The 26,602-nt window shown below is 33.6% G+C and carries 31 protein-coding genes and 1 riboswitch; of the genes, 28 read left to right on the top strand and 3 right to left on the bottom strand.

What is annotated here, in order from left to right; genetic code table 11:
- Positions 1-64 precede the first annotated feature (64 nt).
- The 21 genes from KA867_RS12065 (at position 65) to fabZ (ending at position 17,281) form a co-directional block, all read left to right on the top strand.
- Positions 65-664 carry a thymidine kinase gene (locus tag KA867_RS12065; RefSeq protein ID WP_019468288.1) on the top strand — a complete coding sequence of 200 codons (600 nt, stop codon included), beginning with the start codon at positions 65-67 and terminating at the stop codon, positions 662-664.
- Positions 664-1,740, top strand: a complete 1,077-nt coding sequence (gene prfA, locus KA867_RS12060) for a peptide chain release factor 1 (protein ID WP_210138185.1) — start codon at positions 664-666, stop codon at positions 1,738-1,740. Before KA867_RS12065 ends, prfA begins: the two co-directional genes overlap by 1 nt.
- A complete protein-coding gene (gene prmC, locus KA867_RS12055) occupies positions 1,724-2,563 on the top strand; it encodes a peptide chain release factor N(5)-glutamine methyltransferase (RefSeq protein WP_210138184.1) in 840 nt (279 codons plus the stop codon). Before prfA ends, prmC begins: the two co-directional genes overlap by 17 nt.
- 95 nt (positions 2,564-2,658) lie before the next feature.
- On the top strand, positions 2,659-3,702 hold the full coding sequence (locus tag KA867_RS12050; protein ID WP_210138183.1) for an L-threonylcarbamoyladenylate synthase: 1,044 nt from the start codon (positions 2,659-2,661) through the stop codon (positions 3,700-3,702).
- Positions 3,699-4,121: a low molecular weight protein arginine phosphatase gene (locus tag KA867_RS12045; RefSeq protein WP_210138182.1), complete on the top strand. Its 423-nt coding sequence runs from the start codon at positions 3,699-3,701 to the stop codon at positions 4,119-4,121. Before KA867_RS12050 ends, KA867_RS12045 begins: the two co-directional genes overlap by 4 nt.
- Positions 4,122-4,264: 143 nt before the next feature.
- The gene (locus KA867_RS12040; protein WP_107384845.1) at positions 4,265-4,789 is read left to right on the top strand and encodes a TIGR01440 family protein; all 525 of its coding nucleotides are present in this window, start codon (positions 4,265-4,267) and stop codon (positions 4,787-4,789) included.
- Positions 4,790-4,810: 21 nt separating this feature from the next.
- Positions 4,811-6,049 (top strand): serine hydroxymethyltransferase, encoded by a 1,239-nt coding sequence (gene glyA, locus KA867_RS12035; protein ID WP_210138181.1) that lies wholly within the window; start codon positions 4,811-4,813, stop codon positions 6,047-6,049.
- Between the two features lie 16 nt (positions 6,050-6,065).
- On the top strand, positions 6,066-6,695 hold the full coding sequence (gene upp, locus KA867_RS12030) for a uracil phosphoribosyltransferase (protein WP_019468295.1): 630 nt from the start codon (positions 6,066-6,068) through the stop codon (positions 6,693-6,695).
- 22 nt (positions 6,696-6,717) lie between these two features.
- Complete coding sequence (gene wecB, locus KA867_RS12025) at positions 6,718-7,848, top strand: non-hydrolyzing UDP-N-acetylglucosamine 2-epimerase (protein ID WP_210138180.1); 1,131 nt, start codon at positions 6,718-6,720, stop codon at positions 7,846-7,848.
- Positions 7,849-8,002: 154 nt separating this feature from the next.
- Positions 8,003-8,353 (top strand): ATP synthase subunit I, encoded by a 351-nt coding sequence (locus tag KA867_RS12020; RefSeq protein ID WP_210138179.1) that lies wholly within the window; start codon positions 8,003-8,005, stop codon positions 8,351-8,353.
- Positions 8,354-8,380: 27 nt separating this feature from the next.
- On the top strand, positions 8,381-9,103 hold the full coding sequence (atpB, locus tag KA867_RS12015) for a F0F1 ATP synthase subunit A (protein ID WP_019468297.1): 723 nt from the start codon (positions 8,381-8,383) through the stop codon (positions 9,101-9,103).
- 38 nt (positions 9,104-9,141) lie between these two features.
- Positions 9,142-9,348, top strand: coding sequence for a F0F1 ATP synthase subunit C (gene atpE, locus KA867_RS12010; RefSeq protein WP_002482721.1), 207 nt, complete (start codon positions 9,142-9,144; stop codon positions 9,346-9,348).
- Positions 9,349-9,445: 97 nt separating this feature from the next.
- Complete coding sequence (locus KA867_RS12005; protein ID WP_026034759.1) at positions 9,446-9,973, top strand: F0F1 ATP synthase subunit B; 528 nt, start codon at positions 9,446-9,448, stop codon at positions 9,971-9,973.
- Positions 9,973-10,512, top strand: coding sequence for a F0F1 ATP synthase subunit delta (locus KA867_RS12000; protein WP_210138178.1), 540 nt, complete (start codon positions 9,973-9,975; stop codon positions 10,510-10,512). The genes KA867_RS12005 and KA867_RS12000 overlap by 1 nt, the downstream gene beginning before the upstream one ends.
- Before the next feature lie 20 nt (positions 10,513-10,532).
- The gene (gene atpA, locus KA867_RS11995; protein WP_210138177.1) at positions 10,533-12,047 is read left to right on the top strand and encodes a F0F1 ATP synthase subunit alpha; all 1,515 of its coding nucleotides are present in this window, start codon (positions 10,533-10,535) and stop codon (positions 12,045-12,047) included.
- A 30-nt stretch (positions 12,048-12,077) separates the two neighbouring features.
- A complete protein-coding gene (gene atpG, locus KA867_RS11990) occupies positions 12,078-12,944 on the top strand; it encodes an ATP synthase F1 subunit gamma (RefSeq protein ID WP_107384838.1) in 867 nt (288 codons plus the stop codon).
- 21 nt (positions 12,945-12,965) lie between these two features.
- Positions 12,966-14,378 carry a F0F1 ATP synthase subunit beta gene (atpD, locus tag KA867_RS11985; RefSeq protein ID WP_210138176.1) on the top strand — a complete coding sequence of 471 codons (1,413 nt, stop codon included), beginning with the start codon at positions 12,966-12,968 and terminating at the stop codon, positions 14,376-14,378.
- 18 nt (positions 14,379-14,396) lie between these two features.
- Positions 14,397-14,801: a F0F1 ATP synthase subunit epsilon gene (locus tag KA867_RS11980; protein WP_019468303.1), complete on the top strand. Its 405-nt coding sequence runs from the start codon at positions 14,397-14,399 to the stop codon at positions 14,799-14,801.
- 381 nt (positions 14,802-15,182) lie between these two features.
- Positions 15,183-15,416: a DUF1146 family protein gene (locus KA867_RS11975; RefSeq protein WP_019468304.1), complete on the top strand. Its 234-nt coding sequence runs from the start codon at positions 15,183-15,185 to the stop codon at positions 15,414-15,416.
- A gap of 101 nt (positions 15,417-15,517) precedes the next feature.
- Positions 15,518-16,783 carry a UDP-N-acetylglucosamine 1-carboxyvinyltransferase gene (gene murA / locus KA867_RS11970; protein ID WP_210138175.1) on the top strand — a complete coding sequence of 422 codons (1,266 nt, stop codon included), beginning with the start codon at positions 15,518-15,520 and terminating at the stop codon, positions 16,781-16,783.
- Positions 16,784-16,843: 60 nt separating this feature from the next.
- Entirely contained in the window at positions 16,844-17,281 is a 438-nt protein-coding gene (gene fabZ / locus KA867_RS11965; protein WP_046207765.1) for a 3-hydroxyacyl-ACP dehydratase FabZ, read from the top strand.
- 51 nt (positions 17,282-17,332) lie between these two features.
- Here fabZ and KA867_RS11960 read toward each other — a convergent pair whose 3' ends face one another.
- A complete protein-coding gene (locus KA867_RS11960; protein ID WP_210138174.1) occupies positions 17,333-17,773 on the bottom strand; it encodes a YwpF-like family protein in 441 nt (146 codons plus the stop codon).
- 189 nt (positions 17,774-17,962) lie between these two features.
- Here KA867_RS11960 and KA867_RS11955 point away from each other — a divergent pair, with 189 nt between their 5' ends.
- From KA867_RS11955 to yidC, 7 genes are all read left to right on the top strand, one after another.
- Positions 17,963-18,382, top strand: a complete 420-nt coding sequence (locus KA867_RS11955) for a single-stranded DNA-binding protein (protein ID WP_210138173.1) — start codon at positions 17,963-17,965, stop codon at positions 18,380-18,382.
- Positions 18,383-18,827: 445 nt separating this feature from the next.
- The gene (locus tag KA867_RS11950) at positions 18,828-19,529 is read left to right on the top strand and encodes a transglycosylase family protein (protein ID WP_107385184.1); all 702 of its coding nucleotides are present in this window, start codon (positions 18,828-18,830) and stop codon (positions 19,527-19,529) included.
- A 297-nt stretch (positions 19,530-19,826) separates the two neighbouring features.
- Positions 19,827-19,924: riboswitch (TPP riboswitch) on the top strand.
- An 80-nt stretch (positions 19,925-20,004) separates the two neighbouring features.
- Positions 20,005-20,694: a thiaminase II gene (gene tenA, locus KA867_RS11945; protein ID WP_210138172.1), complete on the top strand. Its 690-nt coding sequence runs from the start codon at positions 20,005-20,007 to the stop codon at positions 20,692-20,694.
- Positions 20,687-21,508, top strand: a complete 822-nt coding sequence (thiD, locus tag KA867_RS11940) for a bifunctional hydroxymethylpyrimidine kinase/phosphomethylpyrimidine kinase (RefSeq protein WP_210138171.1) — start codon at positions 20,687-20,689, stop codon at positions 21,506-21,508. Before tenA ends, thiD begins: the two co-directional genes overlap by 8 nt.
- Positions 21,501-22,280, top strand: a complete 780-nt coding sequence (gene thiM / locus KA867_RS11935; RefSeq protein ID WP_210138220.1) for a hydroxyethylthiazole kinase — start codon at positions 21,501-21,503, stop codon at positions 22,278-22,280. Before thiD ends, thiM begins: the two co-directional genes overlap by 8 nt.
- Positions 22,281-22,282: 2 nt before the next feature.
- Positions 22,283-22,921 carry a thiamine phosphate synthase gene (thiE, locus tag KA867_RS11930; protein WP_210138170.1) on the top strand — a complete coding sequence of 213 codons (639 nt, stop codon included), beginning with the start codon at positions 22,283-22,285 and terminating at the stop codon, positions 22,919-22,921.
- An 86-nt stretch (positions 22,922-23,007) separates the two neighbouring features.
- Positions 23,008-23,877 carry a membrane protein insertase YidC gene (gene yidC / locus KA867_RS11925; protein WP_210138169.1) on the top strand — a complete coding sequence of 290 codons (870 nt, stop codon included), beginning with the start codon at positions 23,008-23,010 and terminating at the stop codon, positions 23,875-23,877.
- A gap of 199 nt (positions 23,878-24,076) precedes the next feature.
- Here yidC and KA867_RS11920 read toward each other — a convergent pair whose 3' ends face one another.
- Positions 24,077-24,721 (bottom strand): HD domain-containing protein, encoded by a 645-nt coding sequence (locus KA867_RS11920; protein WP_210138168.1) that lies wholly within the window; start codon positions 24,719-24,721, stop codon positions 24,077-24,079.
- 277 nt (positions 24,722-24,998) lie between these two features.
- On the bottom strand, positions 24,999-26,483 hold the full coding sequence (gene cls / locus KA867_RS11915; protein WP_210138167.1) for a cardiolipin synthase: 1,485 nt from the start codon (positions 26,481-26,483) through the stop codon (positions 24,999-25,001).
- Positions 26,484-26,602: the final 119 nt, after the last annotated feature.

The raw sequence follows: 26,602 nt of genomic DNA, 5'->3' as shown, positions 1-26,602 counted from the left end.
TATTTTAAGATAGAAAATATGATATAATAAACCGATTATGTTTTGAAAAAGGGTGGAACGCATAATGAATGAAACTTATCATTCCGGCTGGATAGAATGTATAACTGGAAGTATGTTTAGTGGAAAATCTGAAGAATTAATTCGTCGCTTAAGACGTGGACTATATGCTAAACAAAAGGTGGTTGTATTTAAGCCAGCAATAGATGACCGCTATCATAAAGATAAGATTGTTTCGCATAATGGCAATGCAATTGAGGCAATTAATATCTCAACAGCAGCTGAGATTTATAAACACGATTTATCAAAATTTGATATTATAGCAATCGATGAAGTTCAATTTTTTGAAAACAACATTGTTCATATTGTAGAAGAATTAGCTGAAAAGGGACATAGAGTGATTACTGCAGGTTTAGATATGGATTTCAGAGGTGAACCATTTGAGCCGATACCTCATTTGTTAGCAGTAAGTGAAGAAGTGACTAAACTACAAGCTGTTTGTGCAGTATGTGGCTCGTCGTCAAGCCGTACACAACGGTTAATTGATGGCAACCCAGCAAAAATAGATGACCCTGTGATTCTCGTCGGCGCAAACGAAAGCTATGAACCTAGATGTAGGGCACATCATATCGTTGCACCAAGTAATCATGAGAAGGAGGAAATGTAGTGTTTGATCAATTAGACATTGTAGAAGAAAGATACGAGCAATTAAATGAAATGTTAAGTGATCCTGAAGTCGTAAATAACCCAGACAATTTACGAAAATATTCAAAAGAACAGGCTGATTTGCAAAAAACAGTTGAAGTATATCGAGAATATAAACAAGTTAAAGAAGATGTAACCGAAATAGATGAGATGTTACAAGAAACAAAAGATGAAGAAGAAGTTGAAATGCTCAAAGATGAAAAACAAGAATTGAGCCAAAAAATTCCAGAATTAGAAGAAGAATTAAAATTCTTGTTAATTCCAAAAGATCCAAATGATGAAAAAGATGTAATTGTTGAAATTCGTGCAGCAGCTGGTGGAGACGAAGCTGCGATATTTGCGGGTGATTTATTTAGAATGTACTCTAGATACGCTGAAGCGCATAGTTATAAGACAGATATAGTAGAAGCTACTGAAAGTGACCATGGTGGATACAAAGAGATTAGTTTCTCTGTTTCAGGCACAGGCGCATATAGTAAATTGAAATACGAAAATGGTGCACATCGTGTACAACGTGTACCAGCAACAGAGTCAGGCGGACGTATTCACACATCTACAGCTACAGTTGCGGTATTACCAGAAGTTGAAGATGTTGAGATAGAAATTCGTAATGAAGATATTAAAATTGATACTTATCGTTCTAGTGGTGCAGGTGGGCAACACGTAAATACAACAGATTCTGCCGTTCGAATTACACACTTGCCGACGGGTGTCATTGCTACTTCATCAGAAAAATCTCAAATTCAAAACCGTGAAAAAGCAATGAAAGTGTTAAAAGCACGTTTGTTTGATATGAAATTACAAGAAGAACAACAAAAGTATGCAGCACAACGTAAATCAGCTGTCGGTTCAGGTGATCGTTCAGAGAGAATTAGAACATACAATTACCCACAAAGTCGTGTGACGGATCATCGTATTGGATTGACATTGCAAAAATTAGAGCAAGTTATGGAAGGTAAGTTAGACGAGATTATTGATGCACTAACTTTAGCTGAACAAGCAGATAAATTGAAAGAACTGAATGACGGTGAATTATAGAGAAAGATTGAAGATTGCGCAAAGCAAATGTGAAGCCAAAAATATTGAAGTAACAAGAGCTGAATGGTTAATGCTTGATTTATTTCAATGGCAAAAAACAGATTATTTGTTGCAGGCTGACGAAATTATGACAGAAGCACACATCGCGTTGTTTGATAATGCCGAAGCAAGGATGTTACAAGGTGAACCTATTCAGTATATTGTAGGCACACAATCTTTTTATGGTGAAATATTTAAAGTGAATGAACACTGTTTAATTCCGAGACCTGAAACAGAAGAAGTAGTACTACATTTTTATAATTTGGTGAAGTCCGGGGATAAAGTTGTAGATATAGGAACAGGTAGTGGGAACATACCTATTTTACTTAAAAAAATGAATCAATACTTGGACGTTTTAGCTACAGATTTATACGATGCAGCTTTATCGGTGGCAAAAAACAATGCTCAGTATCATGATGTAGACATTACATTTCTACAAGGTGATGCTTTAAATCCTTTGATAGAGAAAAATATTAAAGTGAATGGCTTAATTTCAAATCCACCTTATATAGCTGATAGCGAAAAAAGTTTAATGGAAGATACAGTATTGAGATATGAACCTACCAGTGCTTTATTTGCTGAAGATAATGGTTTTCAAGTTTATGATAAGATTTTAGAACAATTGCCAGATGTATTATTGCCCAACGCAATAGTTGTGTTTGAAATTGGTTATAAACAAGGCCTTACTTTAAAGAAAAAAATTGAAGAAAAATATCCTGCTGTTTGTGTTCAAATAATAAAAGATATTAACAATAATGATAGAATTATTTCTTTCAAATGGTAATTTAAGAAGTTGTGTGCTGAACATGATAAGTCATGAAGGTGCATAACTTCTTATTTTGTTTTAAAATTGAAATTAAGATGAAAGGGTGTGTATAGATGAAAACAAAAATATGGAATCTGAGGAATCATCTGACAGATGACGTTAATTTAGATACTTATAACGAAATTAAAAATGTTTTTGAAGCTGGTGGACTCATCGCAATACCGACTGAAACCGTATATGGTTTAGGTGGTGATGCAAGAAATGAACAGACTATCAAAAATATTTATGCAGCAAAAGGTAGACCGTCAGATAACCCTCTTATTGTTCATATACATCATGTTAAACAATTAGACGCATTTACAAAGCATATTACACAAGAAGTTAGGATGCTAATGAATCAATTTTGGCCTGGGCCAATTTCATTTATTTTACCACTTAAAAAAGGTTATTTATGTGAAAGTGTAAGTGGTGGACTTTCGTCCATAGCAGTTAGGATGCCGAGTCACCCGATTGGAAGGAAAATATTAGAGTTTGTAGATATACCGATTGCTGCGCCCAGTGCTAATTTAAGTGGTAGACCTTCTCCTACTAATTTTGAACACGTATATCGTGATTTAAACCAAAGAATTGATGGTATTGTCAATGGTGACCAAAGTGAAGAAGGTTTAGAAAGTACAGTGTTAGATTGTACACAATATCCGTTTAGGATAGCTCGTCCAGGGTCTATTACCAAATCTATGATTGAAAATGTGTTGCCTGGCTCTATTTCAACAAAAGAGGACTTGAATCAAGAAAAGCCCATAGCTCCAGGAATGAAATATAAACATTATGCACCAGATACCCCAATAACAATTGTATACGCGGTTCATCAACAACTATCTTCGGATAAAGATTGGCGTAATGTCGCTTTTATATTTCCAAAAGATAAGCTTAAATATATTCCTGAAAATGCAATTTTCATTCCACTGTGTGAAAATGAAAGAGATATTAAAGGTGCAAATCATAATTTGTATCAAATATTGCACGACATAGACCAAAATGAAAATATTAAAGAGGCTTATATATTTGGATTTGAAAATCGTGATGATGCAGTTGCTATCATGAATCGTATGCAAAAGGCAGCAAATTATACCATTGTTAAAGGAGAAACTTTATGAAAATCGTTTTTGTATGTACTGGAAATACTTGCAGAAGTCCGATGGCAGAAAGTATTGCAAAAGCTAAAATGCCAGATATTGAAGTTGCATCACGTGGATTGTTTGCAATAGATGGTGCGCCTACATCAGAATATACACGCGCTATCGTAAGAGAAAAACAATTACCAATACCAGAAAATGCTCGAAATTTCACTGAAATTGATATGAATGCAGATCTTATTTTGACAATGTCAACAAGCCATAAAGAAGCAATTAAACAAATGTATGGAAGAGGCACACAAATATTCACTTTAGGTGAATATGTATTGCATGGTGATGATGTCGCTGACCCATTTGGAGGAACTAAATCAGATTATCTTGAAATTTATAATGAATTAAATTCATTGATTGAAAAATTAAAAAATAAAATATTAGAGTAAATAAATATGTGAAATTGGTATGAGTAACTCATTAAATACGTTATAATAATAACGTGTAGCAAATTTGCTAGCAATTAAATTTGTCTGATTGGACTTATGTATTTTGGCATACTTTTTATCAAAATAAATAAGGGGTGTTGAACATGGAGGATTTAAAAGCGTTATTAGATGAACTAAAGTCTAAATCTTTCTTTAAGGACGATGAGCTTTGCATTATAGGTTGTTCTACTTCAGAAGTGATTGGCGAACGCATAGGTAGTGTTGGATCAATGGAAGTAGCAAAAGATATATTTGAAGCATTAAAAGAGATTGAAACGGAAACAGGCGTTTCTTTCGTATTTCAAGGCTGTGAACATATTAATAGAGCAATTACTATTGAAAAAGCAAATTTCGACCCCCTAACGATGGAAGAAGTAACCGTTGTACCTGATGTCCATGCTGGAGGTAGTTTAGCTACATATGCATATCAACATATGGCTGACCCTATAGTCGTTGAAACAATTAACGTTCCAAAAGGTATTGATATTGGCCAAACATTAATCGGTATGCATATTAAACATGTAGCGATACCTGAGCGTACAAGTGTGAAGCAAATTGGCGAAGCAATTGTTACAATCGCTTCTTCAAGACCTAAGAAAATTGGTGGCGAAAGAGCAAAATATAACTAATACAGAAACGAGGGTTTACTAATGTCATTTATTAAAGATCAAGATAAAGAAATTTATGAAGTGATTCAAAACGAGTTCAACCGTCAAAATAACAACATAGAGTTAATCGCATCAGAAAACTTTGTGTCGGAAGCAGTTATGGAAGCTCAAGGTTCCGTATTAACTAACAAGTATGCTGAAGGTTATCCGAACAGAAGATATTATGGTGGTTGTGAATACGTAGATGTATCTGAAACATTAGCTATTGAAAGAGCAAAGCAATTGTTTGGTGCAGAACATGTTAACGTTCAACCACATTCTGGTTCACAAGCAAATATGGCTGTTTATCTCGTTGCATTAGAACACGGAGATACTGTATTAGGTATGAATTTAAGTCATGGTGGACACTTAACTCATGGGGCACCAGTAAACTTTAGTGGTCAATTTTATAACTTTGTCGAATATGGTGTCGACAAAGAGAGCGAACAAATAGACTATGACGAAGTTTTAAAAGTAGCAAAAGCACATCAACCTAAATTAATTGTTGCTGGCGCATCTGCATACTCAAAAACAATAGATTTCAAACGTTTTAGAGAAATTGCTGATGAAGTTGGTGCTAAATTGATGGTAGATATGGCACATATCGCTGGATTAGTAGCTGCGGGACTACATCCAAGCCCAGTAGAATACGCTGATTTTGTAACTACGACGACACATAAAACATTACGAGGTCCTCGTGGTGGTATGATTTTATGTAAAGAAGCATACAAAAAACAAATTGATAAAACAATCTTCCCAGGCATTCAAGGTGGCCCTTTAGAACATGTTATTGCTGCTAAAGCTGTAGCATTTGGTGAAGCACTTCAAGATGATTTCAAAACATATCAACAACAAGTTATAAAAAATGCAAAAGTATTAGCTGATACATTAAATAAAGAAGGTTTTAGAGTGGTATCTGGTGGTACTGATAATCATTTAGTATGCGTAGATGTAAAAGGATCAGTCAATATTACTGGTAAAGTGGCAGAAGAAGCCTTGGACTCAATAGGTATTACTTGTAATAAAAATACAATTCCATTTGATCAAGAAAAACCTTTTGTAACAAGTGGCTTAAGACTTGGTACGCCAGCTGCTACAACACGTGGTTTTGATGAAGCGGCATTTGAAGAAGTAGCCAAAATTATTAGTCTAGTGTTAAAAGACCCTGAAAATGAAGCAACATTAAAAGAAGGACAAGAAAGAGTTAAAGCATTAACTACGAAACATCCTTTATATAATTAAATTGGAGGAAGTAATTATGGGCAACGTACATGTTTTTGATCACCCACTTATTCAACACAAATTAAGTTACATTAGAGATGTACATACAGGTACAAAAGAGTTTAGAGAACTCGTAGACGAAGTTGGTATGTTGATGGCATACGAAGTAACTAGAAATCTAGAGTTACAAGATGTAGAAATTGAAACACCAGTCACTAAAATGATAGCTAAAAGACTAACAGGTAAAAAATTAGCATTTATTCCCATTTTAAGAGCGGGACTTGGTATGACACAAGGTATCTTAAATTTAGTGCCAGCAGCAAGAATAGGTCATGTTGGGTTATACAGAGATCCCGAAACACTAGAAGCGGTTGAGTATTTTGTAAAACTACCACAAGACATTGAAGAAAGAGAAATTGTAGTAGTTGATCCAATGCTAGCGACTGGTGCTTCCGCAATTGAAGCGATTAATTCACTTAAAAAACGTGGTGCTAAACACATCAGATTTATGTGTCTGATTGCAGCTCCAGAAGGTGTAGAAAAATTACAAGAAGCACATGAAGATGTTGATATTTATATCGCAGCTTTAGATGAGAAATTAGATGACCATGCTTATATTACACCTGGTTTAGGTGACGCTGGTGACCGTTTATTCGGTACAAAATAGTTTAACCCAGGAGTGGAGTAGTATGAAAAAAGTTATGACTGTTTTTGGGACACGTCCTGAAGCGATAAAGATGGCACCACTCGTTTTAGAGTTGGAGAAAGATTCTGAATTACAACCAATCGTTGTAGTGACTGCGCAACACAGAGAAATGTTAGATTCTGTCTTGAAAAGCTTTGACATAACACCTGATTATGATTTGAATATTATGAAACAGGGTCAATCATTGTCTGAAATAACTTCTCGCATACTCATTCGATTAGAGGATGTGATAAAAGAAGCGCAACCAGATATGATACTTGTTCACGGAGATACCATGAGTACATTCGCTGGAAGCTTAGCAGCATTATATAATCAAGTCCCAATCGGACATGTCGAAGCTGGTTTGCGAACTTGGAATAAATACGCTCCATTTCCTGAAGAAATGAATAGACAAATGGTAGGAGTAATGTCTGATTTAAACTTTGCTCCTACCAATAATGCTGCAAATAATTTGATCGCTGAAAACAAACCAGAAGACACAATCGTAGTGACAGGTAATACTGCGATTGATGCTATGAAAACGACAATTCATAATGGTTATCAATCAGAAATTATAGCTAAGCATAAAAATAAACGTATTATTCTCTTAACTGCGCATAGACGAGAAAATATTGGAGAACCTATGGCACATATTTTTAAGGCAGTACGTGATATTGTCGAAGCATATGAGGATGTTGTTGTCGTATATCCAATACATAAAAATCCTAAAGTACGGGAAATTGCAGATTATTATTTGTCGAACCATACGAGAATCGAGCTTGTAGAACCATTAGAAGTTGTTGATTTTCATAATTTTGCACACCAGTCTTACTTAATTTTAACTGATTCTGGTGGAGTACAAGAAGAAGCACCTTCATTAGGCAAACCAGTGCTCGTACTAAGGGATGTAACAGAAAGGCCAGAAGGTGTGGCAGCGGGTACATTAAAAATTGTAGGTACAAATACAAAGGACATTTTTGCAGCAACCAAAGAACTATTAGACAACAAAAATTTATATGAGACAATGAGCACAGCTCAAAATCCATATGGAGACGGCAATGCATCATATAGAATTTGTCAAAATATTAAATATTTTTTCGGTTTAATTGAAAAAAAACCTTCTTCTTTCAAATAATTATGTATTTTTGTGACATTTTTGTGACATTCTTGTAAAAAATTAAATTACAATTTGAATAGAATTGACACGTAAAGTACCCTATATTATTATTAAAATTGTATGATTGGAATGTTTTTCATATATGAAAGATAAGGTGAAGCGAGGCACTGAAATGAAACGTTTCAACATCATTTTTAATCAGTACATACAATATTATTTATATTGTATTATTGTACTAGTAATTGTGTTTATTTTCACATACTCTGCATTTATATTAGGTCTTATAATTGGTATGATCGGATCGCTAATCAATACTTTTACTTTTGAATATTATTTGGCGAAAGCAAAAGAAAAGGATAACATACATATTTCAACGGGCAACATTTGGAGATATTTGACTGTGATATTAGCTTGTACGACATGGTATTTTTATAAGGACGATATAAACATTTTTGGAGTAGTAGTTGGTTTAATGATTTCTTATGTTTTAATTGTTTTCAAACCATTTTTACACAAGAAATAAAATTTATAATGAAAGAGGTGAGAAAGCATGGATCATAAAGACCCTCTAGTCAGTTGGAATGTGTTCGGTCTAGACATCGTGTTTAATCTATCATCGATTATGATGATGTTGATTACGGCGTTTATTGTTTTTGTAATAGCTATTATTTGTACACGTAACCTCAAGAAACGTCCAACAGGCAAACAAAACTTTATCGAGTGGGTTTTTGATTTCGTAAGAGGGATTATTGAAAGTAACATGGCTTGGTCAAAAGGCGGTCAGTTCCATTTCTTAGCCGTGACATTAATCTTTTTCATATTTGTTAGTAATATGCTTGGATTACCGTTCCAATTAATTTCGGGACATACCCTGTGGTGGAAATCTCCCACAGCCGATCCAACTGTGACATTAACATTATCAACTCTGATAATACTATTAACACATTATTATGGAGTTAAAATGGTTGGAACTAAAGGATATTTTCAAAATTATACAAAGCCAATATTCCTATTGCCTATCAATGTATTTGAAGAATTCACTTCAACATTGACGCTAGGATTGCGACTTTACGGAAATATTTTTGCAGGTGAATTATTGTTAGGATTATTAGCAGGTTTAGTATTCGACTTCCCAGCATGGGGTTGGCTAATTGGATTACCTGGCCTAATCGTATGGCAAGGGTTCTCAATTTTTATCGGTACGATTCAGGCATATATATTTGTAATGCTTTCGATGGTATATATGTCACACAAAGTACAAAAGAGTCATTAAATAAAAAAATAAAAAGAACAAATTAGGAGGATTTTTAAATGAATTTAATCGCAGCAGCAATCGCAATCGGCTTATCAGCACTTGGTGCAGGTATTGGTAATGGTCTTATCGTTTCAAGAACAGTAGAAGGTGTCGCTCGTCAACCTGAAGCACGTGGTCAATTAATGGGTATTATGTTCATCGGTATCGGTTTAGTTGAGGCGCTACCAATTATAGGTGTAGTTATTGCTTTCATGTCACTATAAGTAAACTAGTCTTTATGGCGAAGTCTTCTGGGCTCTCGCCGTTCGTTTTTATCAAAATATCTTATGATCATACTGGATGAAAGGAGTGTCTATGAAAGTGACTGCTACGACTAATATGTTCGTTCTAGGTGCGGCTAGTGGCGGTGGTGTACAATGGGGAACAATCATTGTTACGATTGCTACATTTGCCATATTACTTTTACTTTTGAAAAAGTTTGCTTGGGGCCCACTTAAAGAAGTGATGGACAAACGTGAACGCGATATTAATAAAGATATCGACGATGCTGAACAAGCTAAATTAAATGCTCAAAAACTAGAAGCACAAAACAAACAAACACTAAAAGAAACACAAGAAGAGGTTCATAAAATTTTAGAAGAGTCTAAAATACAAGCCCGTAAACAACACGAAGAAATCATTCATGAAGCCAACATTAGAGCTAATGGCATGATTGAAACAGCACAAAATGAAATTAACAGTGAAAAAGAACGCGCACTTGCGGATATTAACAATCAAGTTTCTGAACTTTCAGTACTAATTGCTTCAAAAGTACTTCAAAAAGAAATTTCAGAAAAAGATCAAAAAGAATTAGTTGAAAAGTACATTAAAGAGGCAGGCGATAAATAATGGCTAATGTAGCAAAAAAATATGCAAAAGCGTTATTTGATACTGCTAAAGAAAAAGCGTTACTCGATCAAATGTATGAAGAATTTTCAACAATTGACGAAGCAGTACAACCTGAAGTTGGGAAATTAAAAGAATTAGACACAGATCCTCAAAAAGATGTAGCACAACGTCAACGTTTTGTTGCTATTATTTTTGGACATGCAAATCAATATTTACAGAATATGTTTATGGTGCTTGCAAGTAATCGTCACCTTACATATACACATGAAATAATTTTAGCTTTTGAAACATTATATAATGAATATCATAATCAAGACTTTGCAGTTATTGAATCAGTTTATAAACTATCTGAGGATGAAATCGCAAGTATTGATTCAATTATAAAATCACGTACAAAACTTTCAAAACTAATGATAACAAATGAAATAAATCCAGATCTTATCGGTGGTATCCGAGTTAAAGTCGGTACGAAAGTGATGGATGCAAGTATTAAAAATGATCTTGCCAAACTTGAAAAGCAATTTATTAGAGTGAAATAAAAATCGAAGGAGTGACATAGATGGCCATTAAAGCTGAAGAAATCAGTGCATTACTTCGCTCACAAATAGAAAATTATGAGTCAGAAATGGCTGTTACTGATGTAGGTACAGTTCTGCAAATTGGTGATGGTATCGCTTTAATCCACGGATTAAATGACGTTATGGCTGGTGAGCTTATTGAATTTAATAACGGCGTTCTAGGTTTAGCACAAAACTTAGAAGAATCCAATGTCGGTGTAGTAATTTTAGGCCCTTACACGGATATAAAAGAGGGAGACGAAGTAAAACGAACTGGACGTATCATGGAAGTTCCAGTTGGTGAGGAGTTACTTGGTCGTGTCGTTAACCCACTAGGACAAGCAATTGATGGTCAAGGACCAGTCAATACAACAAAAACACGTCCTGTAGAGAAGAAAGCAACTGGTGTAATGGATCGTAAATCTGTAGATGAACCATTACAAACAGGTATCAAAGCAATTGACGCACTTGTACCAATCGGTCGTGGGCAGCGTGAATTAATTATTGGTGACCGTCAAACAGGTAAAACAACGGTTGCCATTGATACAATTTTGAACCAAAGAGATCAAGATACAATTTGTATATACGTTGCTATCGGACAAAAAGACTCAACGGTTCGAGCAAATGTTGAAAAATTACGTCAAGAAGGTGCATTAGATTATACAATTGTTGTTTCTGCTTCAGCAGCAGATCCAGCACCTATGCTTTATATCTCGCCATATTCTGGTGTAGCAATGGCTGAAGAATTCATGTTTGCTGGCAAAGATGTTTTAATCGTCTATGATGATTTAACAAAACAAGCTGCAGCTTATCGTGAATTATCACTATTATTACGTAGACCTCCAGGTCGTGAAGCTTATCCTGGTGACGTATTCTACTTACATAGTAGATTATTAGAGAGAGCAGCTAAATTAAATGATGATTTAGGTGGCGGTTCAATCACAGCGTTACCTATTATTGAGACACAAGCAGGCGATATTGCTGCTTATGTTCCTACAAACGTAATTTCTATTACAGATGGGCAAATATTCCTGCAATCTGATTTATTCTTCTCTGGTGTTAGACCAGCGATTAATGCAGGACAATCAGTATCACGTGTTGGTGGTTCTGCACAAATTAAAGCAATGAAAAAAGTTGCCGGAACTTTACGTCTAGATTTAGCATCATATCGTGAATTAGAATCATTCGCGCAATTTGGGTCTGATTTAGATGAATTTACTGCTAAAAAATTAGAACGTGGTAAACGTACAGTTGAAATATTAAAACAAGATAAAAACAAACCACTACCTGTAGAAAATCAAGTTTTAATTATTTATGCTTTAACAAAAGGACATTTAGATGATATCCCAGTAATTGATATTACGCGTTTTGAAGACGAGTTGAATCAATGGGCTAAATCGAATGCATCTGATTTATTAAATGAAATCAAAACGACGGGTGCTTTACCTAATGATGAATCATTTGAATCAGCAATTAATGAATTCAAGAAGAGTTTTAGCAAATCAGAAGAAGCATAATAGTTAATGTAGATAAAAGGTGGTGAGATAATGGCATCTCTTAAAGAAATCGATACACGCATAAAATCAACAAAAAAGATGAAACAGATTACGAAAGCAATGAACATGGTTTCTAGTTCGAAATTGCGTCGTGCTGAAAAAAACACGAATCAATTCAGACCATATATGGCTAAAATGCAAGATGCAATTACAGCCGTTGCTGGTGCGGACAAAAATTCACATCATCCAATGTTACAACAGCGTGAAGTGAAGAAAAGTGGTTATATCGTAATTACTAGTGACCAAGGGCTTGCAGGTGCATACAATGCAAATGTATTGAAACATCTGATGAAAGATATTGAACGCAAACATAGTAGTAGTGATGAATATTCTATCTTAGTTCTAGGTCAAACAGGTGTTGATTTTCTTAAAAATAAAGGATATGAGATTCATGATTCTTTAACAGAAGTTCCTGATCAACCTTCATTTAAAGAGATACAAGCAATTGCTAAAAAAGCGATAGATTTGTATAACGACGAGATTGTGGATGAGGTAAAAATTTATTACAGTCACTTCGTAAGTGTTTTAGAAAACACACCTTCGATGAAAACTGTGCTCCCATTGTCTCCAGAAGATTCAAGCTTAGGACATGGTCAAATGTCTTCGTATGAATTTGAACCAGACAAAGAAGCAATATTAAGTGTTATTTTACCTCAATATGTTGAAAGTTTAATATATGGAACGATTTTAGATGCAAAAGCAAGTGAGCATGCTACACGTATGACGGCTATGAAAAATGCATCTGATAATGCGACAGATATCATTGATGATTTATCTATCGAGTATAACAGAGCGAGACAAGCAGCAATCACTCAACAAATTACTGAAATCGTTGGTGGCGCAGTTGCACTTGAATAATGATTAAAGGAGGAAAATAGCATGGGATTAGGCCGTGTAACACAAGTTATGGGTCCAGTAATTGATGTTCGCTTTGAGCACAATGAAGTTCCAGAAATTAATAATGCCTTAGTTCTCGATATAGAAAGAGAAGAAGGTACTGTTGAATTAACGTTAGAAGTTGCATTACAACTTGGCGATGACGTAGTACGAACAATCGCAATGGATTCTACTGATGGTGTTAAACGTGGTACAGAAGTTAGAGATAGCGGAAATAGTATTAGCGTACCAGTTGGTAATGAAACGTTAGGTAGAGTATTTAATGTATTAGGTGATACGATAGATTTAGAAGAAAACATAGATGACTCAGTGCGTCGTGATCCGATTCATAGAGAAGCACCTGCATTTGATCAGTTATCTACTAAAGTTGAAATTTTAGAAACAGGTATCAAAGTCATTGATTTATTAGCACCATATATTAAAGGTGGTAAAGTAGGATTATTCGGTGGTGCCGGTGTTGGTAAAACCGTATTAATTCAAGAATTAATCAATAATATTGCTCAAGAGCACGGCGGTATATCAGTTTTTGCTGGTGTAGGTGAACGTACGCGTGAAGGTAATGACTTATACTTTGAAATGAGTGATAGTGGTGTTATTAAAAAGACAGCTATGGTATTTGGACAAATGAACGAACCACCTGGTGCGCGTATGCGAGTAGCACTTTCTGGTTTAACTATGGCTGAATATTTCCGTGATGAACAAGGACAAGATGTTCTATTATTCATTGATAACATCTTTAGATTTACTCAAGCTGGTTCAGAAGTTTCTGCGTTATTAGGTCGTATGCCTTCAGCTGTTGGTTACCAACCAACGTTAGCAACTGAAATGGGACAATTACAAGAACGTATTACTTCTACAACTAAAGGTTCTGTAACATCAATTCAAGCGGTATTCGTACCAGCCGATGATTATACTGACCCAGCACCAGCCGCAGTATTTGCGCACTTAGATTCAACTACAAACTTAGAGCGTAAATTAACTGAAATGGGTATTTATCCTGCAGTTGATCCATTAGCATCTACTTCTAGAGCGCTTGACCCATCAATTGTTGGCCAAGAACATTATGAAGTAGCACGTGAAGTACAATCTACTTTACAAAAATATAGAGAATTACAAGATATTATTGCTATTTTAGGTATGGATGAACTTTCTGAAGAAGATAAACAAACTGTAGAACGCGCGCGTCGTATTCAGTTCTTCTTATCACAAAACTTCCACGTTGCTGAACAATTTACTGGTCAAAAAGGATCTTATGTTTCTGTTCAAAAAACAGTAGAAGGCTTCAAAGCAATATTAAATGGTGATTACGATCATATTCCAGAAGATGCATTCCGTCTGGTTGGAAGCATGGATGAAGTAATTGAAAAAGCTAAAGATATGGGTGTTGAAGTTTAAAATTAGGAGGTATGGATAATGAATACATTAAGCCTAAATATTGTCACTCCTAATGGTTCTGTTTACGACCGAGAAGATGTCACTCTTGCAGTATTACAAACTACTGCTGGAGAAATCGGTGTCATGTATGGACATATTCCAACAGTTGCAGCACTTGAAATTGGCTATGCCAAAATTAATTTTGACGGTGGTTCAGAATATATTGCAGTGAGTGAAGGTTTTGTTGAAGTAAGACAAGATAAATTATCAATCATTGTTCAAACTGCAGAGCCTGCGAATGAAATTGATGTCGCTAGAGCAGAATTAGCAAAATCAAGAGCAGAATCTCATTTAAACAATGAAGAAGATAGCAGTGACATAAATAGAGCCAAACGCGCATTAGATCGTGCTAATAACCGTCTTCGTGTCGCTCAATTACAATAATGAATATAAGATATTCTATGACGTTTATCAAAAAAGTCGACAAAGTGTAAAACTTTGTCGACTTTTTTCTATTTTTTGATTAAGACATGTTAGGATCAAATTTTTAATGTAAGATTATAATGATTAATATATTTTTTATGAAGACTTACTTTTACATATGATTTTTGATAATCATTTATAAAGGAAGAAAATAATTGATAAATGACTAAAATAATTAAAAGTATTAAATTTTAATTGGTATGCATATATGTCATATATAATGGGAAAATAATATTAAATTGACGCTTTATTATTTAAATGTCAGTTATCTCATTATTAAGTATCTTTTGCATAGTGTTTCGTGTAAAATATATAAATAGTGTTTAGCAAGGAGAATAACTTATGGAATATTTGGGACAGTTTTCAATTGTACATCTCATCTTACATGTCCTTTGTATTTGCATTGCTTATTGGGCATTAAATGCAGTAAGATTGGAACAATTTTTTAAAAAAGGTTTTCCAGTACAAGTTCAAATTTGTATGATATTTTTAGCAATATTAATCGGAACTTCAGTCAGTAATTTTATTGTAGATTTGTTACAATTTTCTACACAAATAAAATATTTGGCACAATAATTCAAATAATTGTATATTACGCATGATTATCGATATAATTTAGTAGTAAGTTTGATTGAAAATTAAAGGCAATTTATAAGTAGTTAAGTGGAGGATTTAAGATGGATAAGATAGAAATTAATGGTGGTAAAAAATTAACTGGTGAAGTGAAAGTTTCAGGTGCAAAAAATGCAGTATTACCAGTATTGACAGCATCACTATTAGCATCAAAAGGCGTGAGCAAGTTAAAAAATGTACCAGCACTTAGTGACGTAGAAACAATTAATAATGTAATATCAACATTAAATGCTGATGTTACTTATAATAAAGAGCAAGAAGAAGTTACAGTAGATGCAACGAAACAATTAAATGAAGAAGCACCATATGAATATGTAAGTAAAATGAGAGCAAGTATTCTTGTTATGGGGCCATTATTGGCACGTTTAGGTCATGCTAAAGTGGCTTTACCAGGCGGTTGCGCTATCGGTTCTAGACCGATTGAACAGCATATTAAAGGCTTTGAAGAGCTAGGTGCAGAAATCCATATGGATGGTGGTTTTATATACGCAAACACTACTAATGGATTGAAAGGTACAACGATTCACTTAGATTTTCCTAGCGTAGGTGCGACTCAAAATATTATAATGGCAGCTTCTTTAGCTGATGGCAAAACTATTTTAGAAAACGTCGCACGAGAACCAGAAATCGTTGATTTGGCTAATTATATCAATGAAATGGGTGGAAATGTATTAGGAGCCGGTACAGACACGATTACAATTGAAGGCGTTGAAGCTTTATATGGCGTCGAGCATTCAATTATACCTGATAGAATAGAAGCAGGTACATTATTAATTGCCGGTGCAATTACAAGAGGAAATGTTTTAGTAAACGGTGCAATCAAAGAACATATGACGAGCTTAGTTTATAAACTAGAAGAAATGGGAGTTAATCTAGAATATCTTGATGATGCCATTCGTGTAAGTGTCGAAAACGAATTGAAACCAGTAGATATCAAAACACTTCCACATCCTGGATTCCCTACAGATATGCAATCACAAATGATGGCGTTATTATTAACTGCAAATGGGCACAAAGTAGTAACTGAAACGGTGTTTGAAAATAGATTTATGCATGTCGGTGAATTTAAAAGAATGAATGCTAAAATCACTGTAGAAGGTAGAAGTGCAAAAATTGAAGGTAAAAGTGAACTTCAAGGTGCTCAAGTTAAAGCAACAGATTTACGTGCTGCAGCAGCATTGATTTTAGCAGGCTTAGTGGCTGAAGGTACAACATATGTTACTGAATTAAAACACTTAGACAGAGGATATGTTGATTTACATGGTAAATTAAAAGCATTAGGTGCTGATATCAAAAGAACACAAGATTAATGATATAATATATATTTATAAATAGGAAATAGATAGAAGTATAGTTGGAGGAAGCAAATTATGGAAACAATTTTTGACTACAACCAAATAAAAGAGATTATTCCACATAGGCAACCATTTTTATTAATTGATCGTGTCGTAGAATACGATGAAGGTCAACGATGTGTGGCAATTAAGCAAGTTTCAGGTAATGAACCATTCTTTCAGGGTCATTTTCCAGAATATGCTGTAATGCCTGGTGTATTAATTACTGAAGCTTTAGCCCAAACAGGTGCAGTTGCTATGTTAAATAGCGAAGCAAATAAAGGTAAACTTGCACTATTTGCTGGTATCGATAAATGTCGTTTTAAAAAACAAGTAACCCCTGGAGATACTTTGCGCTTAGAAGTTGAAATAACGAAGCTCAGAGGTCCAATAGGTAAGGGTAGTGCTAAAGCAACAGTTGATGGACAATTAGCATGTAGTTGTGAGTTAACATTTGCTTTGCAAGATAAATAGTAAATAAAAATAGTGTCACAGTCTGTTTTCAACAGACTGTGACACTATTTTTTATTTATCAATTTTTTCGTCTTTAAGTCTTGGTTTAGATTGCATCAATCTATTAAATGATTTCTTCAATTCGTCGCCAGTTAAACCTTCATCTATTAATTGTTCTAATAAACTTTCAGCGTAAACTTGTCTCAACGTGTAAATATGACATTCACAAACAACAGAAATTGTATCTTCTAATTGAATGATATGTTTAATGGTTGCATCAAACAAAGCTGGATCATTAGCAGGTCTAGTGATAACGACACGTATGTCTAATAATGTCTCATTTTCCATATATGCTTTCATAGTTTCATAGTGATAATCTGAAATGACGATTTCAAGCAACCAGCCAGTGCCACTGTTTTCCTTATTAATAATGACACCATCTTCTAATTCGTACTCAGTTACGCCACCATTCTCTGATACGATTTGAAATCGAACGGCTTTAAATGTTTTCATCGTCTCACATCCATTTAATTAATTTAAACTCTACAAAAAATGCATTTATATTATTATTATAACGTAATTTTCTATGAGAAAGGTGAAAAAAGTAGAAATAAGTAATCGATTACTATTTTAAATTTTAAAAAATGTGCTTTGACGGAATCATATGAATTTTTTATGATTAGCTTATAAAGGAGGTGACATATGATTAACAGTATCGTCATTGTAGGGAGACTAACAAAAGACCCTAAAATTTATGAGAAGGAGGGAAATAAACTAGCTACATTTTGCGTAGCTGTTTCAAGAAATTATAAAGATAAAAATCAAAAAACTATTTGTGATTATTTATTCTGTAAGGCATTCGGAAAAATTGCTAATAATGTCGAAAAATATATCAATCAAGGCTCATTAGTTGGTATAACTGGACAAATGCAATCGAGAAAATTTGAAAAAGAAGGACAGATGCATTTTGTATCAGAAGTTTTTATTGAAACTATTAAATTTATGTCCCCACGCTCTAAAAATGAAGATGAAGCACTTTTTGATCCACTTCCAATAGTCCCAAATCAAGAACTTATTAATAAATTTCATATAGAGGAAAACGATATTTATGAAATTGTATAAAGTTTCAGGCATTCCCAACTCCCCGTTAATTTAACCCATCAAATCTAATATACATTTAATCCTACTATTTAATTATACTTCTATCAGGCTATTCCTATTTATTCAAGAATGATTCAATAGGAATAGCTAATATACATACTCTATCGAAAACATATCCAGTATTAAAAAAAGCTGAAATTCAGGCTAATACAATACAGAATAATCAGATAAATTACAATATTATTACACAACATAATTTTTATTATTACTAGTATAAACTTTCATAGCAGTTTTTGAAGTGAAAAGTTATGCTTTTGTACTATTTTGAAAATGTAATCCCCGTGTAAAGAAAAGGTGTACTTTTTTATTTGACTGTAACCTGCTACTGTTTTTTAGATGTTATAGTTGTACTTGCAAATTAATCATAACGAAAAAATTATTTACCTTATAGGAGGAATTTTTAAAAATGAAAAAAACAGTATTAGCTTCAACATTAGCAGTAGGCTTAGGCGTAACAGGATTCGCAGCAGGAAACTCAGCAGACGCAGCTGAACAAGGTGTAGACAAAGCAGAATTAGCAAACTTAGCACAATCTAATCCAGAACAATTAAATGCATCACCTGTACAAGAGGGTGCATATAACTATAATTTTAATTTCAATGGTACAAACTATAATTTTGAATCAGATGGTCAAACATGGTCATGGAGTTTTGGTGGAGGTTCTAGTGAAGATGTTTCATCAGAACAAACAACTTCTGTTGAACAACCTCAACAAACACAAACTGAACAACCAGCACAAGAAGCACAAACTGAGCAACCAGCTCAACAAGCTGCTCCACAAACTGAACAAACACAACAACCACAACAAGAAGCAACTACAAAAGCTTCAACTCAATCATCAAGTTCAAATGAAGCTTCAAATAGTTCATCAGGTGTGAATGCACACTTACAACAAATCGCGCAACGTGAATCAGGTGGCGATATTCATGCTACAAACCCATCATCAGGTGCTTCAGGTAAGTTCCAATTCTTACAAAGTACATGGGATTCAGTAGCTCCAGCTGAATATCAAGGTCAACCAGCAGCTAACGCACCAGAATCAGTTCAAGATGCTGCAGCTCAAAAATTATATGACGAAGTTGGCGCTTCACAATGGGTTACTGCATAATAAAATAATATGTAACAAATTATTTTATTATACAAAGCTAAGACAATTTAATTGTCTTAGCTTTTTTATTATATAGAAAATAGCTCAGGTAAACTTAGGGCTTAACTCATTTTTTCTATTGCAAATATCGGAAGTACATAAGTGGCAATTAAATCATATTTCTGTATTACTGTTTGGAGTAAATTCACACCATAAATTCTCTTTTGCTAAATTTTTTTATCAATTGGTCTTAGTTGCTATAAACCATTTTATTGCAATAGGTGGTATACTTTGATATGTTTTATATAAATACAACATAAAAACTACTAGGGGAGCCTTATGGCTGAGATGAGAAATTCAGACCCTTATAACCTGATTTGGTTAAGACCAACGTAGGAAAGTAGCGTTCATTAATATTTGGGAAATTGCTCTAATATATTTATTAATAAACTACATTCTTACGGGGATGTAGTTTTTTTAATTAGGAGGGCTAAATTTGCTATTTTCACAGGAATTAAAAGAAGCATCAAAACCAATTATTGAGGATATTTATAATGATTCATTTATTCAAGAAATGTTACACGGTACGATTTCTAACGAAGCTTTGAAATTTTATTTAAGAGCAGATGCTTCGTATTTAAAGGAATTTGCAAATATATATGCATTGCTAATACCAAAAATGAATAGATTGGAAGAAGTCCAATTTTTAGTAGAACAAATCCAATTTATCGTTGATGGTGAAGTAGAAGCACATGAAATATTAGCGGCATACGTACAAGAAAACTATGATGAAATCGTCCAAGAAAAAGTTTGGCCACCAAGTGGAGACCATTATATCAAACATATGTATTTCAATGCTTATTCAAAAGAAAATGCTGCATATACAATTGCAGCAATGGCGCCATGTCCGTATGTGTATCAGGTAATTGCTAACGAAGCCTTGAAAGATAATGAACTAAATAAAGATTCAATTTTAGCAAAATGGTTTGAATTTTATAGTACAGAAATGGATGAATTGGTAAATATTTTCGATGGTTTAATGGACCAGTTAACTCAAAATATTTCTATTGAAGAAAGAAGGGCAATAAAATCTTGTTTCTTACAAAGTACGATACATGAACGAAATTTCTTTAATATGGCTTATATACAAGAAAATTGGTTATATGGAGGTCAAACGAATGAATAAACCTAAAATAGCATTAACGATTGCAGGAACAGACCCTACAGGTGGCGCAGGTGTCATGGCAGATTTGAAATCATTTCACGCATGTGGCGTATATGGTATGGCTGCAATAACTAGTATTGTGGCCCAAAATACGAAAGGCGTACAACACATTCATAATCTAGATTCAACATGGTTAGCAGAGCAAATGGAAAGTATATTTTCCGATGAACTGCCACATGCTTTGAAAACGGGTATGATTGCATCGAAAGAAATGATGGAGATTATTCAAACATATTTAAAAAAATACGATGATATTCCTTATGTAATTGATCCGGTTATGTTAGCGAAAAGTGGTGATTCACTAATGAATGATGATGCCAAAGCTAACTTACAAAACATTTTATTGCCTCATGCTACAATAGCGACACCTAATTTACCAGAAGCTGAGGAAATTACAGGCATTACTATTAATGATCAACAATCGATTTATCAAGCTGGCAAAATATTTATCAATGAAATTGGTAGCAAAGGTGTAGTTATAAAAGGTGGACATTCAAATGATGAAAATAAATCTATAGATTATTTATTTACACAAGATGATGTATATACTTTTGATGAACCAAGATACGATACAAAACATACACATGGTACAGGATGTACTTTTTCAGCCGTTATTACCGCAGAGTTAGCAAAAGGTAAATCTATGTTTGATGCAGTTCAAAAAGCAAAAAAATTTATTTCTCTTAGTATTAAACATACACCTGAAATTGGTTTTGGTAGAGGACCAGTAAACCATTTTGCATATATGAAGGAAGTTGGTTTAGATGATGAATAATTTGGAAAAATTAAGGGCGGATCAACCGCTTGTAATATGTTATACGAATGATGTAGTGAAAAATTTTACCGCGAATGGTTTGTTAAGTCTTGGTGCTAGTCCAGCAATGAGTGAGGCGCCTGAAGAAGCATATGATATGCTGACAGCTGCAAAAGCATTGTTAATAAATATTGGTACGTTAACAAAAGAAAGAGAACAAGATATTTTAAAAATCGCAAAAACAGCGAATCAACTTGGCAAACCGATTATATTTGATCCTGTTGCTGTAGGTGCTTCACAATATCGCAAGGATTTTTGCAAAAAATTCCTGAATGAAATAAAAGTTGCTGCTATTAAAGGAAATGCTTCTGAAATTTTAACGTTAATTAACAGTGATACGAAAATGAAAGGAACTGACAGTGACAATAGTTTAGATTCAGTATCAATTGCAAATGAAGCATATGAACATTTTAATACGGCGATTGTCATCACTGGCAAAGAGGATATCATTGCTCAAAATGAACGCATATTTAAACTATCTAATGGATCTTCATTATTGGCAAAAATAACTGGTGCTGGTTGCTTATTAGGAGCTATAGTTGCAACTTTTGTTGAATCAGAAAATCCATCCATAAATGCATTAATAGAAGCGGTCTCTATATATAATATCGCTGCTGAACAAGCCGAACAAATTTCAGCAGGACCAGGCACTTTTAAAGTAGAGTTATTAAATGCATTATATAACATTACTTTTGAAACATATGTACAATATCATAATAAGCAAGAGGTGTAACAATGTTTAATAAAGAGTATTTAAAGCTATATTTTATTTGTGGAACACAAGATATACCAAAGGACAAATCAATCATAGATGTTGTGACCGAAGCTTTAGAATCTGGGATTACAATGTTTCAATTTCGAGAAAAAGGGGAGGGCTCATTAACTGGAAATGCCAAAATAGAGCTTGCACAAAAGTTATTCTCTTTATGTAAAAATTACAATGTTCCTTTTATTGTTAATGATGATGTAGACTTAGCAAATGCTATAGATGCAGATGGAATACATGTAGGACAAAATGATGCAAATGTAGATATATTTGCTAGTGCATTTACCGATAAAATAATAGGACTTAGTGTAAGTGATTTAGAAGAATATCAAGTATCGGACTTATCCAATGTTGATTATATCGGTGTTGGGCCAATGTATCATACTGGGTCAAAATCAGATGCTAAAGCTCCAGTAGGACCGGAAATGATTCAAACATTAAGAACTAAAGTTCAAGGTTTTCCAATCGTTGCAATTGGAGGTATTCATACAAAAAATGCTGAAATAATTATGAATCATGGTGCAGATGGATTATCAATCATTTCAGCTATCGCGAAAAGTTCAAATATCCCAGAAACTGTACAACAATTTTTACAAACTGTTGAATAATGCGGAAAATTTCTTTTTTTGTTTTCTACTTTCCTTTGAGTATGATAAAATAAATTTTATGTGAATATATCATTAGAGGTGGAAAAATGAAAAAGAAAGCGCTACTACCTTTATTATTAGGTGTAATGGTCTTATTAGCAGGCTGTGACTATTCTAAACCTGAAAATAGAGATGGATTTTTCTTTAATACGTTTGTAGAACCGATGGACAAATTAATTCATTGGTTGGGAACAAGTTTTAACAATGATTATGGTTTAGCAATAGTAGTACTTGTATTGGCAATACGTGTTGTATTATTGCCTTTCATGTTATCAAACTATAAAAATAGTCATATGATGCGAGAAAAGATGAAGGTTGCAAAACCAGATATCGATGCAGTTCAAGAAAAAGTTAAGCGTTCAAGAACGCAAGAAGAAAAAATGGCTGCAAACCAAGAAATGATGGAAGTATATAAAAAATACGATATGAATCCAATGAAGAGCATGTTAGGTTGTTTACCAATCTTAATTCAAATGCCAATCATTATGGGCTTATTCTTCGTATTAAAATATCCTTCAAGTGGTGGATTTACTGAACACCCAAATTTCTTGTGGTTCAATTTGTCACAACCTGATATTTGGATTACAGTTATCGCTGGTATTTTATACTTCTTACAAGCATTTGTATCAAGTAAGAGTATGCCGAATGAACAACGTCAAATGGGTTATATGATGATGATTATTTCTCCAATTATGATTGTTTGGATTTCTTTAAGTTCTGCGTCTGCATTAGGTCTTTATTGGTCAGTCAGTGCGGCATTCTTGATTGTACAAACTCAAGTTGCCAACATGTATTACTCTAACCTTGCTAAAAAAGAAGTTGCTCCAATGATTGAAGCAATGAAGCAGAATAATTCTGAAAAAGCTAGCAAAGGCAAGAATACACAAGTAGCACCTAAGAAATCTAAAAAGAAATAGTGCGTCACATCATTAATTAAAATGACAAACCTGGTACATAATATATAGCAGGTATAAAGTTTAGAAGCACTTGAGATGATTATCTCAAGTGCTTCTGTTTTTTTATATTTAAAATAAATGTATCTTAGTTTCGAAAGTGTCGTAGCTATCAAATATAAAAAGATGGTCTACAACGTCTGAAATAAACATACTTGAGATTTTAAAAATACCATTCTTTAAAAAAAGCATCTACATAATTTTTCATAAATTCATGGCGTTGTTGTGCCAAATCTTTTGCAGTTTTAGTATGCATAAGCGATTTAAGTTTAAATAATTTTTCATAAAAGTGTTTAATTGCAGAAGGTTCCCAATCAAAATATGGTTGATTAGATTCATCTATGTTATAGGATTGATGCTCAATCCACATAGGTTCACCGAAATAACCTGCAAATTGAAACGTGCGCGCTATACCAATTGCACCAATAGCATCTAAACGATCTGCATCACGTACAATTTGTCCTTCAATGGACAATTGAATATGATCATTCTTACCATTTTTATAACTTATATGTTCAATGATATGTAATATATTTTGTTGTAACGTATAATCAAGTTCCAAATGATTAAGAAATTGTACTAACTTTATTTTTGCTTCTTTGGTATTGGTAAGTTTTTCGTCTATGGTGTCATGTAAAATACTTGCTAATTGAATGGTGAGTAAATGGCCTTGTTGTTCATTTATAGCAATATATTTTGCTAATCTTGTAACACGTTTTACATGTGCAACATCATGTCCAGTTGTATCATCACAGTGAAAAGAAGTCATATAGTCTTCTGCTTTAGAGATTATGTCATTATTCGTCATATAAAATTGCCTCCATTTTAGAAAATAAAATTAGTAAATAAAATTTGAAGTTAAAATATTTTTAGAAAGTATTTTAATATGTTCAAGTAGTGAGAAAAAATCAATATTATTAAGATTTTCTAAGACAAAACGCTGTATGGCTAAATAAGAATGACCCAAAAGTATGTATATACATTAAAAATTCATATGTAAAGAAACACATTTTAATTTAGCTACGTACAATTACTAAGATAAAAAATGTCCGAGACATATGATAAGCCTCGGACTATAAATTATTCTATAAAATAGGAGATAATAACCTGGAGATGCCTTCTTTAAATTTGACCCATAAACTTCTTTGTTCATATAATGCTTTCGTTAGTCTATAAGAAACGTTTAAATCTTTTTCAAAGGCCACTCTTAAAGCTTTAGCAATATGTGTGTCATAGATAAATGCATTTATCTCAAAGTTTAATGTGAAGCTACGATGATCCATATTTGTTGTACCAACGCTGGCAACTTCATCGTCAATCACGAGTGTTTTAGAATGTAAGAAACCATTATTGTAGTGGAAGATATTCACACCAGCATCTAATAAAGAAGCAACATTATTGTATGTTGCCCAATAAACAAAAGGATGATCCGGTTTATTGGGTATCATGATATTAACATTAACGCCACCTAATGACGCAATTTTAACAGCGTCTAGAAATGCTTGGTCGGGTATAAAATAGGGAGATTGTATATAAATAGAATGCTTTGCAGAAGCAATCATTTTTAAATAACCGTATTTTATCTGTTCCCACGTTTCATCAGGACCACTTGACGCAATTTGTACACCCGTTGTGCCACCTGAATCTACATCTGGGAAATAGCGTTCTTCATATTTTAAGTTATCGCGTGTTGAGTGTGAGTTCCAGTCTAGCATAAAGCGTAGTTGTAAAGCGTTAACAGCATCACCAACAATACGAAGATGTGTATCTCTCCAATAGCCAAACTTTTTCTTAAGTCCCAAATATTCATCACCGACGTTAAACCCACCTACGTAACCGATATGTCCATCGATAACAACAATTTTTCTATGATTACGGTTGTTCATTCTCAAATTAATTAGTGGTAATTTAGAAGGAAAGAATGCTTCTACGAGTCCACCTTTTTTTCTAAAACCTTTAAAGTCTTTAATCGATAAACCTCTTGAGCCCATATCATCATAAAGCATTTTCACTTCGACACCTTCATTAAGCTTATGTTCCAATGCTGTCAATATTCTTTTTCCTAATTGATCATTACGGAAAATATAGTATTGAATATGTATATAATCTTTGGCATTATATATATCTTCAATGAGTGAGTCAAACTTTTCTTTTCCATCTACAAAAATGGTTACATCATTATCAGTAGTTAAGAAAGCCGCATTATTATACAATAACATTTGCACCATATCTTTAAATTTCACGATTTGATGATTGCCTTTAGAAAAGTCATCATTTTTCAAGGCTTCTAGTTGTTCATTTACAATCATTTCAATGCCGACTTTATCTTCTTCATCTAAACTAAAGATATGTTCTCGTTGGATTTGGCGACCAAAAAGTAAATATACGATAAAACCTAAAATAGGTATAAGACCCAAAACCAATATCCATGCCCAAACAGAACCTGCAGATCGTCGTTCCATAAAGATAATTGTAAATGCAAAGATTAGGTTTAATATAAATGCGCCAATCAGAATGACATTAATGATGACGTTCGTATGGTTGTACGTTATAGCAAAAATATCTATCATATTAAACCTCCAAATTGCTATTCAATTAATAAATTCTTAATCATTGTAACATGGTACCACGTTTTTATCACTTGACTAATACCTGATAGGGGTATATTATAAATGTATATTAAGAGGAG

It is taken from the genome of Staphylococcus sp. GDH8C109P, from assembly GCF_017893405.1.
GTDB classification, from domain to species: domain Bacteria; phylum Bacillota; class Bacilli; order Staphylococcales; family Staphylococcaceae; genus Staphylococcus; species Staphylococcus cohnii.
Note: the sequence above shows the minus strand (reverse complement) of the source record. Positions and strands in the feature narration are given on the sequence as shown.